Origin of the sequence: Pseudomonas azadiae (assembly GCF_019145355.1) — a bacterium.
In the GTDB taxonomy this organism is placed as follows: domain Bacteria; phylum Pseudomonadota; class Gammaproteobacteria; order Pseudomonadales; family Pseudomonadaceae; genus Aquipseudomonas; species Aquipseudomonas azadiae.
In genome coordinates, this window is the sequence record NZ_JAHSTY010000001.1 from 2371056 (window position 1) to 2383728 (window position 12673).

Annotated in this window: 14 protein-coding genes; 6 read left to right on the forward strand and 8 right to left on the reverse strand. The window is 61.8% G+C overall.

The features are described 5' to 3' along the window. Nucleotides 1-6: 6 nt before the first annotated feature. The 3 genes from KVG91_RS10810 to KVG91_RS10820 all read left to right on the forward strand — a co-directional run bounded on the left by KVG91_RS10810 (nucleotide 7) and on the right by KVG91_RS10820 (nucleotide 2082). Nucleotides 7-1110 carry a PepSY-associated TM helix domain-containing protein gene (locus KVG91_RS10810; protein ID WP_169378615.1) on the forward strand — a complete coding sequence of 368 codons (1104 nt, stop codon included), beginning with the start codon at nucleotides 7-9 and terminating at the stop codon, nucleotides 1108-1110. After that, the gene (locus KVG91_RS10815) at nucleotides 1107-1289 is read left to right on the forward strand and encodes a hypothetical protein (RefSeq protein ID WP_169378614.1); all 183 of its coding nucleotides are present in this window, start codon (nucleotides 1107-1109) and stop codon (nucleotides 1287-1289) included. The genes KVG91_RS10810 and KVG91_RS10815 overlap by 4 nt, the downstream gene beginning before the upstream one ends. A gap of 163 nt (nucleotides 1290-1452) precedes the next feature. Further along, on the forward strand, nucleotides 1453-2082 hold the full coding sequence (locus KVG91_RS10820) for a glutathione S-transferase (protein WP_169378613.1): 630 nt from the start codon (nucleotides 1453-1455) through the stop codon (nucleotides 2080-2082). A gap of 174 nt (nucleotides 2083-2256) precedes the next feature. On the opposite strand, the gene creD is transcribed toward KVG91_RS10820, so the two are convergent. The 4 genes from creD to rloA2 are packed head-to-tail and all read right to left on the reverse strand — an operon-like array spanning nucleotide 2257 to nucleotide 6299. Next, a complete protein-coding gene (gene creD / locus KVG91_RS10825) occupies nucleotides 2257-3630 on the reverse strand; it encodes a cell envelope integrity protein CreD (RefSeq protein ID WP_169378612.1) in 1374 nt (457 codons plus the stop codon). 51 nt (nucleotides 3631-3681) lie between these two features. Next, complete coding sequence (gene creC, locus KVG91_RS10830) at nucleotides 3682-5121, reverse strand: two-component system sensor histidine kinase CreC (RefSeq protein ID WP_169378611.1); 1440 nt, start codon at nucleotides 5119-5121, stop codon at nucleotides 3682-3684. Beyond that, entirely contained in the window at nucleotides 5121-5789 is a 669-nt protein-coding gene (gene creB / locus KVG91_RS10835; protein ID WP_169378610.1) for a two-component system response regulator CreB, read from the reverse strand. The genes creC and creB overlap by 1 nt, the downstream gene beginning before the upstream one ends. A 9-nt stretch (nucleotides 5790-5798) precedes the next feature. Further along, nucleotides 5799-6299 (reverse strand): retropepsin-like aspartic peptidase RloA2, encoded by a 501-nt coding sequence (gene rloA2 / locus KVG91_RS10840; protein WP_169378609.1) that lies wholly within the window; start codon nucleotides 6297-6299, stop codon nucleotides 5799-5801. Between the two features lie 173 nt (nucleotides 6300-6472). Between rloA2 and KVG91_RS10845 the strand changes: the two genes are divergently transcribed. Next, nucleotides 6473-7366, forward strand: a complete 894-nt coding sequence (locus tag KVG91_RS10845) for an acyltransferase (RefSeq protein WP_169378608.1) — start codon at nucleotides 6473-6475, stop codon at nucleotides 7364-7366. A gap of 363 nt (nucleotides 7367-7729) precedes the next feature. On the opposite strand, the gene KVG91_RS10850 is transcribed toward KVG91_RS10845, so the two are convergent. Next, complete coding sequence (locus KVG91_RS10850; protein ID WP_169378607.1) at nucleotides 7730-8302, reverse strand: DUF2780 domain-containing protein; 573 nt, start codon at nucleotides 8300-8302, stop codon at nucleotides 7730-7732. A gap of 134 nt (nucleotides 8303-8436) precedes the next feature. Here KVG91_RS10850 and KVG91_RS10855 point away from each other — a divergent pair, with 134 nt between their 5' ends. Together KVG91_RS10855 and KVG91_RS10860 are read left to right on the forward strand one after the other, a co-directional pair. Then, the gene (locus tag KVG91_RS10855) at nucleotides 8437-8895 is read left to right on the forward strand and encodes an anti-sigma factor domain-containing protein (RefSeq protein WP_169378606.1); all 459 of its coding nucleotides are present in this window, start codon (nucleotides 8437-8439) and stop codon (nucleotides 8893-8895) included. Nucleotides 8896-9300: 405 nt separating this feature from the next. Then, on the forward strand, nucleotides 9301-9561 hold the full coding sequence (locus KVG91_RS10860) for a hypothetical protein (RefSeq protein ID WP_178115307.1): 261 nt from the start codon (nucleotides 9301-9303) through the stop codon (nucleotides 9559-9561). A 52-nt stretch (nucleotides 9562-9613) separates the two neighbouring features. On the opposite strand, the gene fdhA is transcribed toward KVG91_RS10860, so the two are convergent. The 3 genes from fdhA to KVG91_RS10875 all read right to left on the reverse strand — a co-directional run bounded on the left by fdhA (nucleotide 9614) and on the right by KVG91_RS10875 (nucleotide 12670). Then, a complete protein-coding gene (gene fdhA, locus KVG91_RS10865; protein ID WP_169378605.1) occupies nucleotides 9614-10813 on the reverse strand; it encodes a formaldehyde dehydrogenase, glutathione-independent in 1200 nt (399 codons plus the stop codon). 190 nt (nucleotides 10814-11003) lie between these two features. Further along, a complete protein-coding gene (gene purU / locus KVG91_RS10870) occupies nucleotides 11004-11861 on the reverse strand; it encodes a formyltetrahydrofolate deformylase (RefSeq protein WP_169378604.1) in 858 nt (285 codons plus the stop codon). A gap of 176 nt (nucleotides 11862-12037) precedes the next feature. Continuing rightward, nucleotides 12038-12670, reverse strand: a complete 633-nt coding sequence (locus KVG91_RS10875) for a sarcosine oxidase subunit gamma (protein WP_169378603.1) — start codon at nucleotides 12668-12670, stop codon at nucleotides 12038-12040. Nucleotides 12671-12673 lie beyond the last annotated feature (3 nt).

Genomic DNA, 12673 nt, shown 5'->3' on the forward strand with positions numbered 1-12673 from the left:
TGGAAAATGAAAAGCAAAACCATCCGCCGCTGGTCCTTTATCCACACCTGGACCAGCCTGATCTGCACGGTGTTCCTGCTGCTGCTCGCCCTCACCGGCCTGCCGCTGGTGTTTCACCACGAGATCGATCACCTGCTGGGCAACGAGCCTGAGCTGGCGCAAATGCCCGTCGATACGCCGCGGCTCAACCTGGAGCAACTGGTGGGCAAGGCCCAGGCCCATCGCCCCGGCGAAGCCATGCAGTACCTGGCCTGGGACGAAGACGATGCGAACGGTGTGATCGCGATCATGGCCGCCAGCGCCGGCACCGAACCCAATTTGTCGCACACCTTCATGCTCGACGCGCGCACCGGTGATGCCGTGGAAACCCCCGCGGCCAACGGTGGGTTCACCCTGTTCCTGCTGCGCTTGCATGTGGACATGTTCGCCGGCCTGCCGGGCAAGTGGCTGCTGGCATTCATGGGGGTTCTGTTTGTAGTGGCGATTATCTCGGGCACGGTGCTGTACCTGCCGTTCATGCGTCGCTTGACGTTCGCCACCGTGCGCCAGGACAAATCCCCGCGTCTGCGCTGGCTCGACCTGCATAACCTGATTGGCGTGGTCACGCTGACCTGGGCGCTGGTGGTCGGCGTCACCGGCGTGATCAGTGCGTGCGCCGACCTGATCATCGACGCCTGGCGCCAGGACAGCCTCAGCGCCATGATCGAACCCTACAAAAACGCGCCGCCACTGACCCAACGGGCGCCGGCCAGCGATTTGCTGACGATTGCCGCCAAGGCCACGCCCGGCATGCAACCGGACTTCATCGCCTTCCCCGGCACGCGCTTTTCCAGTGAGCACCACTACGCCGTATTCATGAAGGGCAGTACCCAACTTACCTCGCACTTGCTCACGCCGGTGCTGATCGACGCCAGCACCCTGGTGGTCACTGCCATCGGCGAACGACCGTGGTACATGGACGCCATGGGCATGTCCCAGCCGCTGCACTTTGGCGACTACGGCGGCATGCCGATGAAAATCCTCTGGGCGGTGCTGGATGTGCTGACCATCATCGTGCTGGTGAGCGGGATCTATTTGTGGATCGTGCGGCGCAAGGCGGGCAAGGCATGAGGCCGCGCCAGTCGAATTTCTGGAAGGTATTTGGCGCGCCGCTGGGCATTGGTCTGCTCAGCGCTGCGGGGTTGTTTGCGGCGCTGCTGGGGGATGGGCTGTGGGATTCGCTCAGCTGGGTGGGGCTGGGTATTCCTGCCGCCTTGGGTATTTGGGCGTTGTTCAAGCGGCGCGGCTGAAGGCCTCATCGCAGGCAAGCCAGCTCCCACAGGGTGATGTGAAACACCGTCAAATGTGGGAGCTGGCTTGCCTGCGATAGCGTCCTCAAAAACAACAAAAATGCCCCTCGCCAGCCCCCCTGCAACCCACTAGGCTAGCCACTGCCCATCTTGAGGAATGCCCATGTCCGCGCCCAGCATGACCCTGTTCCACAACCCCGCTTCACCCTTCGTTCGCAAGGTTCGCGTGCTGCTGGCTGAAACCGGCCAACAGGACCGCGTAACGCTGCACGGCTGCATGCCGACCCCGGTCACCCCGGATGCGCAGTTGGTACAAGGCAATCCCGTGGGCAAGATCCCGGCCCTGCGCCTGGCCGACGGTACTGTGCTGCATGACAGCCGCGTAATCCTCGATTACTTCGACCACCAGCACGTCGGCAACCCACTGATCCCCCGTGACGGCTCGGCCCGCTGGCGCCGCCTGACCCTGGCCTCGATGGCCGACGGCATCATGGACGCCGCCGTGCTGGTGCGCTACGAGACCGCCCTGCGTCCGGTGGAAAAGCATTGGGACCAATGGCTCGACGAGCAGCGCAACAAGATCCGCCGCACCCTCGCCGAACTGGAAGCGCACGCCATCGCCGAATTGGCCAGCCACTTCGACATCGCCGCCATCAGCGTGGCGTGTGCCTTGGGTTATCTGGATTTCCGGCATCCGGATATGCAATGGCGGTTGGAAAATCCCAAGCTTGCCCAGTGGTACGCAGAAGTCAGCCAGCGGCCTTCGATGCAGGCGACGCAGCCTCCCGTCTGACATCCACCAAGGTCCAGTGTGGGAGCTGGCTTGCCTGCGATAGCGGTGGGTCAGGAAAAGATGTGGTGGATGACACGCCGCCATCGCAGGCAAGCCAGCTCCCACAGTGTGCGGCGGCGTTGTTGAGAAAGTTGACCATCCTCGCCTTCATCTGCTGATCCTCGCGCAAACCGATCATTGCACCGCCTCCAGGTCAAACTGCAGCGGCTCGGCCGCCTTGCGCTTGCCCACGCCGTACCAGTCCAGTTTGCGCGTCAGCACCATCACCGTGCCCAGCAGGCCGAACAGCAACAGCGACCCCATCAGCAGCGCGTAATCCTCGGCACTCAACAGCCCGTACAACAAGCCATACAGCGCCGCCAACGCCGCCGAAAAGCCCAGGCCATGGGCCACGCTGCGCAGCACATGGCACACGTAGAAACCAATCAACAACACGCAGGCACTGGCAGAGATGAGGTAGGCCATGGCGAAGCCAATGTGCTCGGACAACGACAACAACAGCAGGTAGAAGAGCGCCAGCGCAACGCCCACCAAGGCGTACTGGATCGGGTGCACCGCCAGGCTCTTGAGCACTTCGAACAGAAAGAAGCCGGCAAAGGTCAGGGCAATGAACAGCAGCGCGTATTTGATCGCACGGTCGCTCTTGAGGTACTGGTCCACCGGGTCGATGAAGTTCACGCCGAAGCTGCGGTTGTTGAAGTCGTCACAGCCCTGGCCGTCCAGGCAGGTTTGCAGGGCTTGTTCGAGGTTGGTGGAAAAGAATGAGGTCTGCCAGTGGGCGGTAAAGCCCTTGTCGGTAATCTCGCGTTGTGCCGGCAGGAAGTTGCCGATGAAGCTGGGGTGCGGCCAGTTGGAGGCGAGCGACACTTGGCTGGTCTTGCCCACCGGCACCACTTGCAGTTGCTCGGTGCCTTGCAGGCGCAGGTCGAAGGCAAACGCCAAGGCGTTGGGCTTTTTGCTGTCCTGCTCCGGCAGCATCACATGCACGCCCTCACCCAACCAGTCCACCTGGGAGCCCGGTTCGAATTCCAACTGCTGGCCGCCGAGCTCAAGCTTCAATGCGTTTTCGATGCCACGGATATCGCTGATGCCCACCGCCAGAAACGCCGGCTCGAAGCGGTAATCGGCGAAGTTTTCCGTAATGCCCAACTGCGCCGGCAGTTCGAAACGCCCGCTGATGCGGTTGTCGGCATGGAACAGCCGCGCCTGGTAAATGCCCCGCGCGCGCAGTTCGGTTTGCACCTGGCCGTCGAGCTCGAAACGGTCCGGCAGAAAATACAGGCGCCCCCGTTCTTCACGGGTGACTTCGTAGCGCTTGTTGAGCTTTTCATTGAGCTTCCACTCGCGCACGGTCTTGCGATACGGCACCACCATCACCGGACCGGTGAGGCGCTGGGCGTAGCTGGAACTGCGGGCAATGTCCATCAAGACGCCGTCGCGCAGTTGCTGGCGGTCGCTGATGATGCCGTTGATCATCAGCAATGGAATCAGCAGTAGCAGGATCAGCAGCGCAATCGCGCCAAGTTTGAAAAGCAGGCTGCGGTTCATGGGTCTCTCCCTGTTTTGATGGGGAGAGTCTGGGCAACCCGTGTGGGGGATTTATGTGGGCAATGTGGAGACTGTGTGGAGATGCAGCACCGCTTGCACGCCGCCGGGTACGTTGCCGATCTGCAACGCGCCGCCGTGCAGTTTCATCACTTCCTCGACAAAGTTGAGGCCCAGCCCGGTACTTTTGCGCCCGCTGGCCGGGCGTGGCAGCGAATAGAAACGTTCGCTCAGGCGCGGCAACGCGTAGTCGGGAATCGGTGCGGCCTGGTTGAACAGGCTTACCTGCACATCGTTGTGGCGCATCTGCGCACTGAACTCCAACCGGCCGCCGGGCGGGGTGAAATCCAGGGCGTTGTCCAGCAGGTTGCCCAGGGCCTGACGCAGCAGGAAGGGTTCGCCATACACCTTCACACCCGCCGCAATCGTCTGCTCGACCTGCAAGCCGGCGCCCTCGATACGTGCGCATTGGGCCTTGAGCACCTCATCGACCATGGCCGCCAACGGGATACTGGCCTGCTCTTCCAGGCCCTGGCGTTGCTCGACCTGCGCCAGGTTCAGCAAGCGTTCGATCAACTGCTGCAGGCGCGCGCTCTCGCTGTCGATGTTGCCGACAAAGCGCTGCTGTTGTTCGCGGCTCATGTCGCCCTGCAACAGCTCCGCCGCGCCGCGTATCGCGGCCAACGGGCTTTTCAGTTCGTGGGTCAGGGTGTGCACGTAACGCTCGACGTAGGCTTTGCCCTCCAGCTGCGTGCGCATGTGTTCCACGGCGGTGGACAACTGCTTGAGTTCGCCGCCCCGGTAATACGGCAGCTCGGCGCGCCGGCCTTCGCTGACCGCCTCGGCGTACGCCGTCAAACGCCGTAGCGCAACGCTCAGCCACCAGGACAGCAGCGCGCCGAGCAACAGGCCGAGAATCACCAGGCCCGCGCCGTACCACAATAGGCGGCGCTCGGTGCGGTCGACATAGGGCTGCAATGAACTGTTCGGCTTGGCCACGGTGACCACGCCGATGATCTGCCCGTTGTCGCGGATCGGTGCGCCCACGTGCATCACCGACGAGGTGGGATCATCCAGTTCGTTGCGCGAAGAACGCGCGCCGTACTCGCCGCGCAGGGTCAGGTACACGTCGTTCCATTTTGAATAATCCTGCCCCACCGCCGTGCCCGTGGAGTCGAGCAACACGGTGCCCTTGGCGTCGGTGACATAGATACGGTGGTTGACCTGGTTTTTCGGCAGCCCCCAGATGGTCGCCCCTGGCTGCCGATTGCCGTAAGCCTTGAGCAGCTCCGGCCAGTGGCTCTGGCCGAGCGTGCCGTTTTTGACGTCGTCGCGCAGGATCTCGGCCAGCAGGTTGGCGGTGTCCACCAGGGTTTCTTCGGTGGACTGGCGCACGCCGGGGCGGATTTCCTTCATCACGGTGCTGAGCACAAAGTAGCCGGTGAGGCCGATAAACAGCGCATACACCAGGAAAATCCGCAGCCCCAGGCGCATCAGCCGTGGCTCGGGCTGTAGCTGTAGCCGAGGCCGCGATGGGTCTGGATCGGCTCGGCGTCGGCGGCCACGTTGCGCAATTTGCCGCGCAGGCTTTTGATGTGGCTGTCGATATTGCGCTCGTAACCGGCATCCGCCGCGACACCGACGGCATCCAGCAGTTGCTCGCGGCTGAACACGCGCTCGGGTTGCTCCAGCAGGCTTTGCAGCAGGCGGAACTCGTGGCGCGTGAGGCTTAACGGCTGGCCGCGATACGTAATCTGCATGCGCTCCAGGTCGACCTGGAACACGATGGGCGCGGCACTTGGACCAATTCGTTTGAGGATCGCCCTGACCCGCGCGGTGACTTCCCGAGGGCTGAAGGGCTTGACCACGTAATCGTCGGCGCCGATCTCCAGCCCCACCACGCGGTCGATCTCGCCATCCCGCGCGCTGAGGAACATCACCGGCACTTCGCTGAACCGGCGCAGTTGCTTGCAGGTTTCAAAGCCCGTGATGTCCGGCAGGCCGATGTCGAGGATGATCAGGTCGGCCGGGGTCTGGCGCTGATGGGCCAGCGCTTCCTGGCCGAGGCTCAGCCAGGTGGTGGTAAAGCCCTCGCCTTGCAGGGCGAATATCAGCGTATCGGCTATCGCCGCTTCGTCTTCGACAATCAGGATATGCGGCATGGGGGTCCGTCAGCAGTCCGGTTTGTCGGCAGTGTAGCGACGGGCCGGGTTGACCGCAGCGTCGAATTCACGCAGGGCCTTGGCGCCGATCAGCAAGGGGTAGTTGAAGCTGCTGCGATCGGTGAGGTTAACCTCGACGGTGCGCTTGACCTTGCCCAGGCACATTTCCAGGTCGATGACCGGGCGCTTGGCCACGCTGGCCTCGTCCTTGTCATCGTCTTCATCGGCGCGGCTCTTGATCTTGCTGATGCGCGAGACCTTGTGTTCGTAGACTTTGTCGGTGGCGTCCTTGCCGCCGAGGCGGAAACGCACCCAGTCGTCGCCATCACGGGTGAAGGTTTCAATGTCTCGGGCCGACAGCGAAGCCGTGAGCGCGCCGGTGTCCATCTTGGCCTTGAAGGTTTCGCCGATCTCCGGCAACTGGATGTATTCGTAGCGACCGTAGAGGGTCGGTTCGGCGGCCATGACGGGCAAGGCGGCGAGTGCGAGCGAGGCAAATAGCAGTTTCACGACGTGATTTCCTCGGAAAGAAGTAGGCGGATTCTAGACCGCAAAAGCAGCACTTAGTTAGCTGACGCCAGCATAACCGGCGCACTGTGAAACATTCGTCCGGCGAATCGGGATTTGGCCTCTGGACTCAAGCTGCTTATCATGACCCGCCTACAGGATTTCAAGAGTTACTTATGCGCCGCCTGCTCACCGGCTGTCTGGTCTCATTGCTGCTATTGCTCAATACCCTGGTCCTCATCGGTCCGTTGACGGTGTTTGCCCTGCTCAAGCTGGTGGCTCCCGGTCGCTACCGCGACGCCATGTCAGGGGCGGTGATGTGGATCGCCGAAACCTGGGCCGAGATCGACAAGCTGATCTTTGCGCTGTGCATCCCGACCCAGTGGGACATTCGCGGCGGTGATAACCTGCGGGGTGATACCAGCTACCTGGTGATCAGTAACCACCAGTCGTGGGTGGATATCCCGGCGTTGATCCAGGCCCTCAATCGACGCACGCCGTTCTTCAAATTCTTCCTGAAAAAAGAGCTGATCTGGGTGCCCTTCCTGGGCCTGGCCTGGTGGGCGCTGGACTACCCGTTCATGAAGCGCTACACCAAGGCGTTCCTGGCCAAGTACCCGGAACTGGCCGGGCAGGACCTGAAGATCACTCGGCAAGCCTGCGAGCTGTTCAAGCGCCAGCCGGTAACGGTGGTCAATTACCTGGAAGGCACGCGCTTCAGCGAAGCCAAGCGGGCACAGCAGGGTTCACCGTTCAGTTGCTTGCTCAAGCCCAAGGCCGGCGGTGTGGCGTTTGTGCTGGCGGCGATGGGCGAGCAACTGGATGCGGTGCTTGACGTGACCGTGGTGTATCCGCAACAAAAGATCCCGGGGTTCTGGGATTTGATCAGTGGCGCCGTGCCAAAGGTGATCATCGATATCCGCACCCGTGAACTGGACCCGGTATTGTGGCAGGGGGATTACGAGAACGATCCGGTGTTTCGCCAGGTGGTCCAGAGCTGGGTGAACCAGCTTTGGAGGGAGAAGGATCAGCGAATCCGCCAACTGTCTGGCGAGTCCGCCGGGACCTGATCAGGCAATTACTGGCGATGCTCCACCTTCGGCCAGGTTCTAGAATCGTAGCCCGTCTTCAACGCTGGCTTGCTTACCATAGTGTCTTGCTCAGCCACCGCCTCAGCCCGTGCATCGCATGCATGACCGGCGGCGTTCCCCTGCTTGGCAGGGTCGGGCAGCTTGAGGGTAGAGAGCAGATAAGCTGCATCGCTGATAGCGCTGATAGGACCGGGAATATACATAGCGTTGTTCCTGCATGGCTGTTTTAAGGAATCCGCTCGACGCAGGTTAATTGCCCCGAGCGGTCCTCTTACGTGGCGAAGCATCCCACGCCGTTCCGCGAAAAATATTTCACCACATTGCCAGTTAAAACGCAGATCCTCAGGTACCCGTGCCCCAGGCCTGGGCCAATTTACCCAATACCGAGCTGTTCGCGCCCTGGCCGCCCAGGTATTGCAGGATCACCGGGGCAAACTGCCCGACCATGCCACTGTCCATGCCCAAGGCGCTGAACGCGGTGTTCAGGTCGTTGGTGTTCTTCACGTTACCCAGCAGGCCGTCCAGGCCGCTGGTCTTGCTGCCGCCGGTCTGGCCGAGCAAACCGCTCAACGCGCCGAGGCTGCCCAAGGCGTTGTTGCCAGACAACTGGTCCAGGCCCGGCACGCTGTTGCCCAGTTGCGAATAATCGTTACCGCTCAGCTTGTTCTTGGCCAGGCCTAGCATGGCGCCCGTGCCGCCAACGGCTTGTTCGGGGGTGATGTTGAGTTGGGAGGTCAGTGCGCTGAGCAAGCCGGCCGTCTCGGACGACGGCGCGGCGGCGGCCGCCTTGTTGTTGCCCCCCTGCATGCCGGAGATGGCATTAGCCGCGTCGCCGAGGTTGAACCCTGCGGCAAACACCGGGCCGGCTGCCAGCGTCATCAGGCAGGAAAGGGCGAAACCGCGTGAAATCTTCATCGAAACAACCTCTGGGTGTAGGGGTGAAAGCAGGCGTTTGACTGGGTATCCCGTCGGTTGTTCCAAGGCGCCTGGAACCCATCGGCGATAAGCCGGTCCATGAACTGACTAAAAAATTTGTTGGGAAGAGACTTATGACTACGATCCAACCCCAAGTGATTGAGCACAAGCCTGCGTTCTGGAGCCGCCCTCGCCTGTTCATCGGCGCCTGCGTGGTGGTGGTTGCCGGTATCGGCGGCGCGCTCTACACCCAGGACAACGTCAAGTCCGCCGCCACCCTGGTGACCGCCACCCAGCAGCCGGCCGCACAGATCATGGCGCACAAGGATTACCTTGAAGTGCAACCAATTGCCTCCACGGCCCCGGCGCCGGACCAGAGCCTGGAGCTGTGGGCCATCCCAGAAGGCGGCACGCCTGTGTCCCTTGGCCTCTTGCCCGAAGACGGTAAAGGCATCATCGGCTTGAACCCACGCCAGCAGGCCTCCATCAGCAAGCCGGTGGAGCTGATGGTGAGTTCGGAAAGCAAGGGTGGGTCGGTGAGCAAGCAACCGACCGGGCCGACGGTGTATCAAGGTGCATTGGCTACTCGCTGAAACACCCCAAATCCCCCTGTGGGAGCGGGCTTGCTCGCGAATGCAGTGGGTCAGACACTGATGCACAACTGACCCACCGCATTCGCGAGCAAGCCCGCTCCCACATTTGATCTTCCGCGCCTGGGTGACTTGCTCATGGCGATGGATGGCGCTTATAGTTCGGCGGTCGTCCACATGGCGACACGGGTTTGGCGACCCGATCGAAATAATGCATGCAAAAGCACCTGGCTCTTCGCAGGTTTTTTGCACGCGTAAAGCTGCTCTATGGCGGCTGTGCGCGGGAGACCTTCGGGTCTGCCGGCCTTTGCTTTATTTCACCGGTTCGCCAACCTGCGTACAGCTGCCACCCATTCGTTTGGCGACGAATGAGTGGTAGCCCCACTCTCTGAAATAAAGGTTGCACACATGAACCGATACATACCGCTCACCGGCCACGACAGCACCACCCCGTCCCTGCTCATCGACACCCAAACCCCGCTGCACATCCTCCACGACGCCGCCGCCTATCGCATCCGCGCCGTCACCCAAGTCATGGAAAACCTGGCCTTTCGCGAAGGCCTGGACACCGATAACGTTGTCCTCCAGGACTTCGCCCTGCTCTGCGCCATTCCGCTGCGCGACGGGTGCGATTTGCTGGATGTGATCAGCCAGCGCTTGCAGGCTTAAACGGCAGATGCAAAAAGGGCGACCCGAGGGTCGCCCTTTTTTACGCTGCGCGTTACGCCGCGCTGAACAGTTTGTGCGGATCAATCACAAACTTCTTCGGCACACCCGCATCGAACTCGCCGTAGCCACGTGGCGCGTCATCCAGGCTGATCACCTCCACGCCAACGATGTCGGCAATGTTGATCCGGTCCCACATGATCGCCTGCATCAGCTGGCGGTTGTACTTCATCACCGGCGTCTGGCCGGTGTGGAAGCTGTGGGATTTAGCCCAGCCCAGGCCAAAACGGATGCTCAGGCTGCCCATTTTTGCGGCAGCGTCGACCGCACCCGGATCTTCGGTAACGTACAGGCCCGGAATGCCGATCTTGCCCGCCACGCGCACCACGCCCATCAGCGAGTTGAGCACGGTGGCCGGGGCTTCGGCCTTGACGCCGTCGTGGCCGTGGCCGCGTGCTTCAAAACCGACGGCATCGACGGCGCAGTCCACTTCCGGCTCGCCGAGCAGCGCGGCGATCTGTTCGTGCAACGGTGTGTCGGTGGACAGGTCGGCGATCTCGAAACCCTGGGCCTTGGCGTGGGCCAGGCGGATCGGGTTGACGTCGCCGATGATCACGACCGCTGCGCCCAACAGACGTGCTGAAGCGGCCGCAGCCAGGCCGACCGGGCCGGCACCGGCGATGTAGACCGTGCTGCCTGGGCCGACGCCCGCAGTGACCGCACCGTGGTAGCCGGTGGGCAGGATATCGGAGAGGCAGGTCAGGTCACGGATTTTCTCCATGGCCTTGTCGCGATCCGGCAGTTTGAGCAGGTTGAAGTCGGCGTAGGGCACCAGCGCGTATTCAGCCTGGCCGCCGGTCCAGTCGCCCATGTCGACGTAGCCGTAGGCACCGCCCGGGCGCGCCGGGTTAACGCTCAAGCAAACGCCGGTGTGCATTTCCTTGCAGGAACGGCAACGGCCGCAGGCCACGTTGAAGGGCACCGACACCAGGTCGCCGATCTTCAGGTTTTCGACGTCGCTGCCCTTCTCGATCACTTCACCGGTGATCTCGTGACCGAGCACCAGGCCGGTCTGGGCAGTGGTGCGGCCGCGCACCATGTGTTGGTCGGAGCCGCAGATGTTGGTGGAAACCACGCGCAGGATGACGCCGTGCTCAATCTTCCTGCCACGGGGGTCCTGCATTTTGGGATAGTCGATTTTCTGTACTTCGACCTTGCCGCTGCCGAGATACACGACACCACGATTACCAGACATGCTTTCACCTCGCTGTTGTTTTTATGGAACTGCGTTGCCGGTTGGGTGGGCAGCGCGTTAAGTGCTTGGGTACAGATGCTGTTTTTTGTGTTGTTTGCAGGGGCCTCATCGCGGGCAAGCCCGGCTCCCACAGTTTGGATGTGTGAACACATTTCAAATGTGGGAGCTGGCTTGCCTGCGATGGCGCCCGTCAGAGCACCACCGTTCTATTGGCATTCAAGAACACCCGCCGCTCAATGTGATACCCCACCGCGCGGGCCAATGTCAGGCCCTCGATATCCCGCCCCTTGGCGATCAGGTCCTCAGGATAGTGACTGTGATCCACCACCTCCACGCCCTGGGCAATGATCGGCCCTTCATCCAGGTCGTTATTGATGTAATGCGCCGTGGCCCCGACCAGTTTCACGCCCTTGTTATAAGCCTGGTGATACGGCTTGGCGCCCTTGAACCCTGGCAGCAACGAGTGGTGGATGTTGATGGCCTTGCCATCCAGCTTGCGGCACAGCTCCGGCGACAGCACTTGCATGTAGCGCGCAAGGATCACCAGTTCGGCGCCGGTGTCTTCCACCACTTGCCACACCTGACGCTCCTGGGACGGTTTGTCGTTGGGGTCCAATGGAAAATGATAGTAGGGAATCTGGTGCCAGTCGGCCAAGGGCTGCAAATCAGGGTGATTGGACACCACCGCAACCACGTCCATCGACAGTTGCCCAATGCGCTGGCGGTACAGCAAGTCATTGAGGCAGTGATCGGCCTTGGAGACCATGATCACCACTTTTGGCCGGTAGTTCGGCGCCGTGAGCTCGAAGATCATGCCGAAGGCTTCGCCGCGCCTGGCCAGGCCATCGCGAAATGCCTGCTCATCGAAACCGTCGGGCTGGCGGAACTCCACGCGGATGAAAAACCGCCCCGAAAGCCGGTCATCGAACGAGTGGTGCTCGGTCACGTAGCAGCCCTGCTCGAACAGGTAGCGGGTAACCGCGTCCACCGTGCCGAGCACGCTGGGGCAGTCGGCGGTCAAAATCCATGTATCAGGTGCGCGGCTCATAGTGCAATCCTCAGGCCCTTGTGGCGAGGGGGCTTGTCCCCCGTTGGGCTGCGAAGCAGCCCTTAAACCTGCTGCTCGGTTATTTCAGGAAAAATGCGCTGACCTTAATAGGACCGCTGCGCGCTCCAACGGGGGACAAGCCCCCTCGCCACAACAGCCCTCTTGCGCTCATTCGATCAGGCTTGAACGCTCAGACCGAACTCGGCCGAGGCGTCCTGCAACCACAACCACCAGTAATCCGAGAAGCTGCGACGGATCAGCAGTTCCCAGGTGTCTTCAGCGGTATGGCGGATTACCAGTTGCGACTTGGCGAACACCGTGCCCACCGCCTTGCCTACCGGGAAGTTGTTGGGGTGCACGTCGTAGCTGGTGGATTTCATCAGCACATCGCGCACGTTCGGGCCGCTCAGTTCGAGGATCTGCTGGCCGCCGCTGACGTTGACGATCTGGATATGCAGGTCGCCCAGGGCCGCACGCAGGTTTTGCTCGGCGGCGAATTCTTCACCGCTCGGCACGATCAAAAGCCACTCGTCCGGGCCGAGCCATTGCAGGCTGGTGTCGCCCTTGACGATAACGGTGAGAGCGCCGGGCAATTCGATGCCCAGAGCCTTATGCACGCCGGCGGCAAAGGCGGCGTCATGGCCATCGCCACGAATCGTCAGGTGGCCGAGGAGTTTCTTTTCACGCACGGTCACGCCGGCGTTCTTGCGGCCCTTGCCGACCAGGCTGGCGAGGTCGGCATGGTGCAGCGACGACTCGGCCTTGGCGCCGGTGGTGGGGCGTTGTTGGTATACGTTGGCTGCTGTCATAAA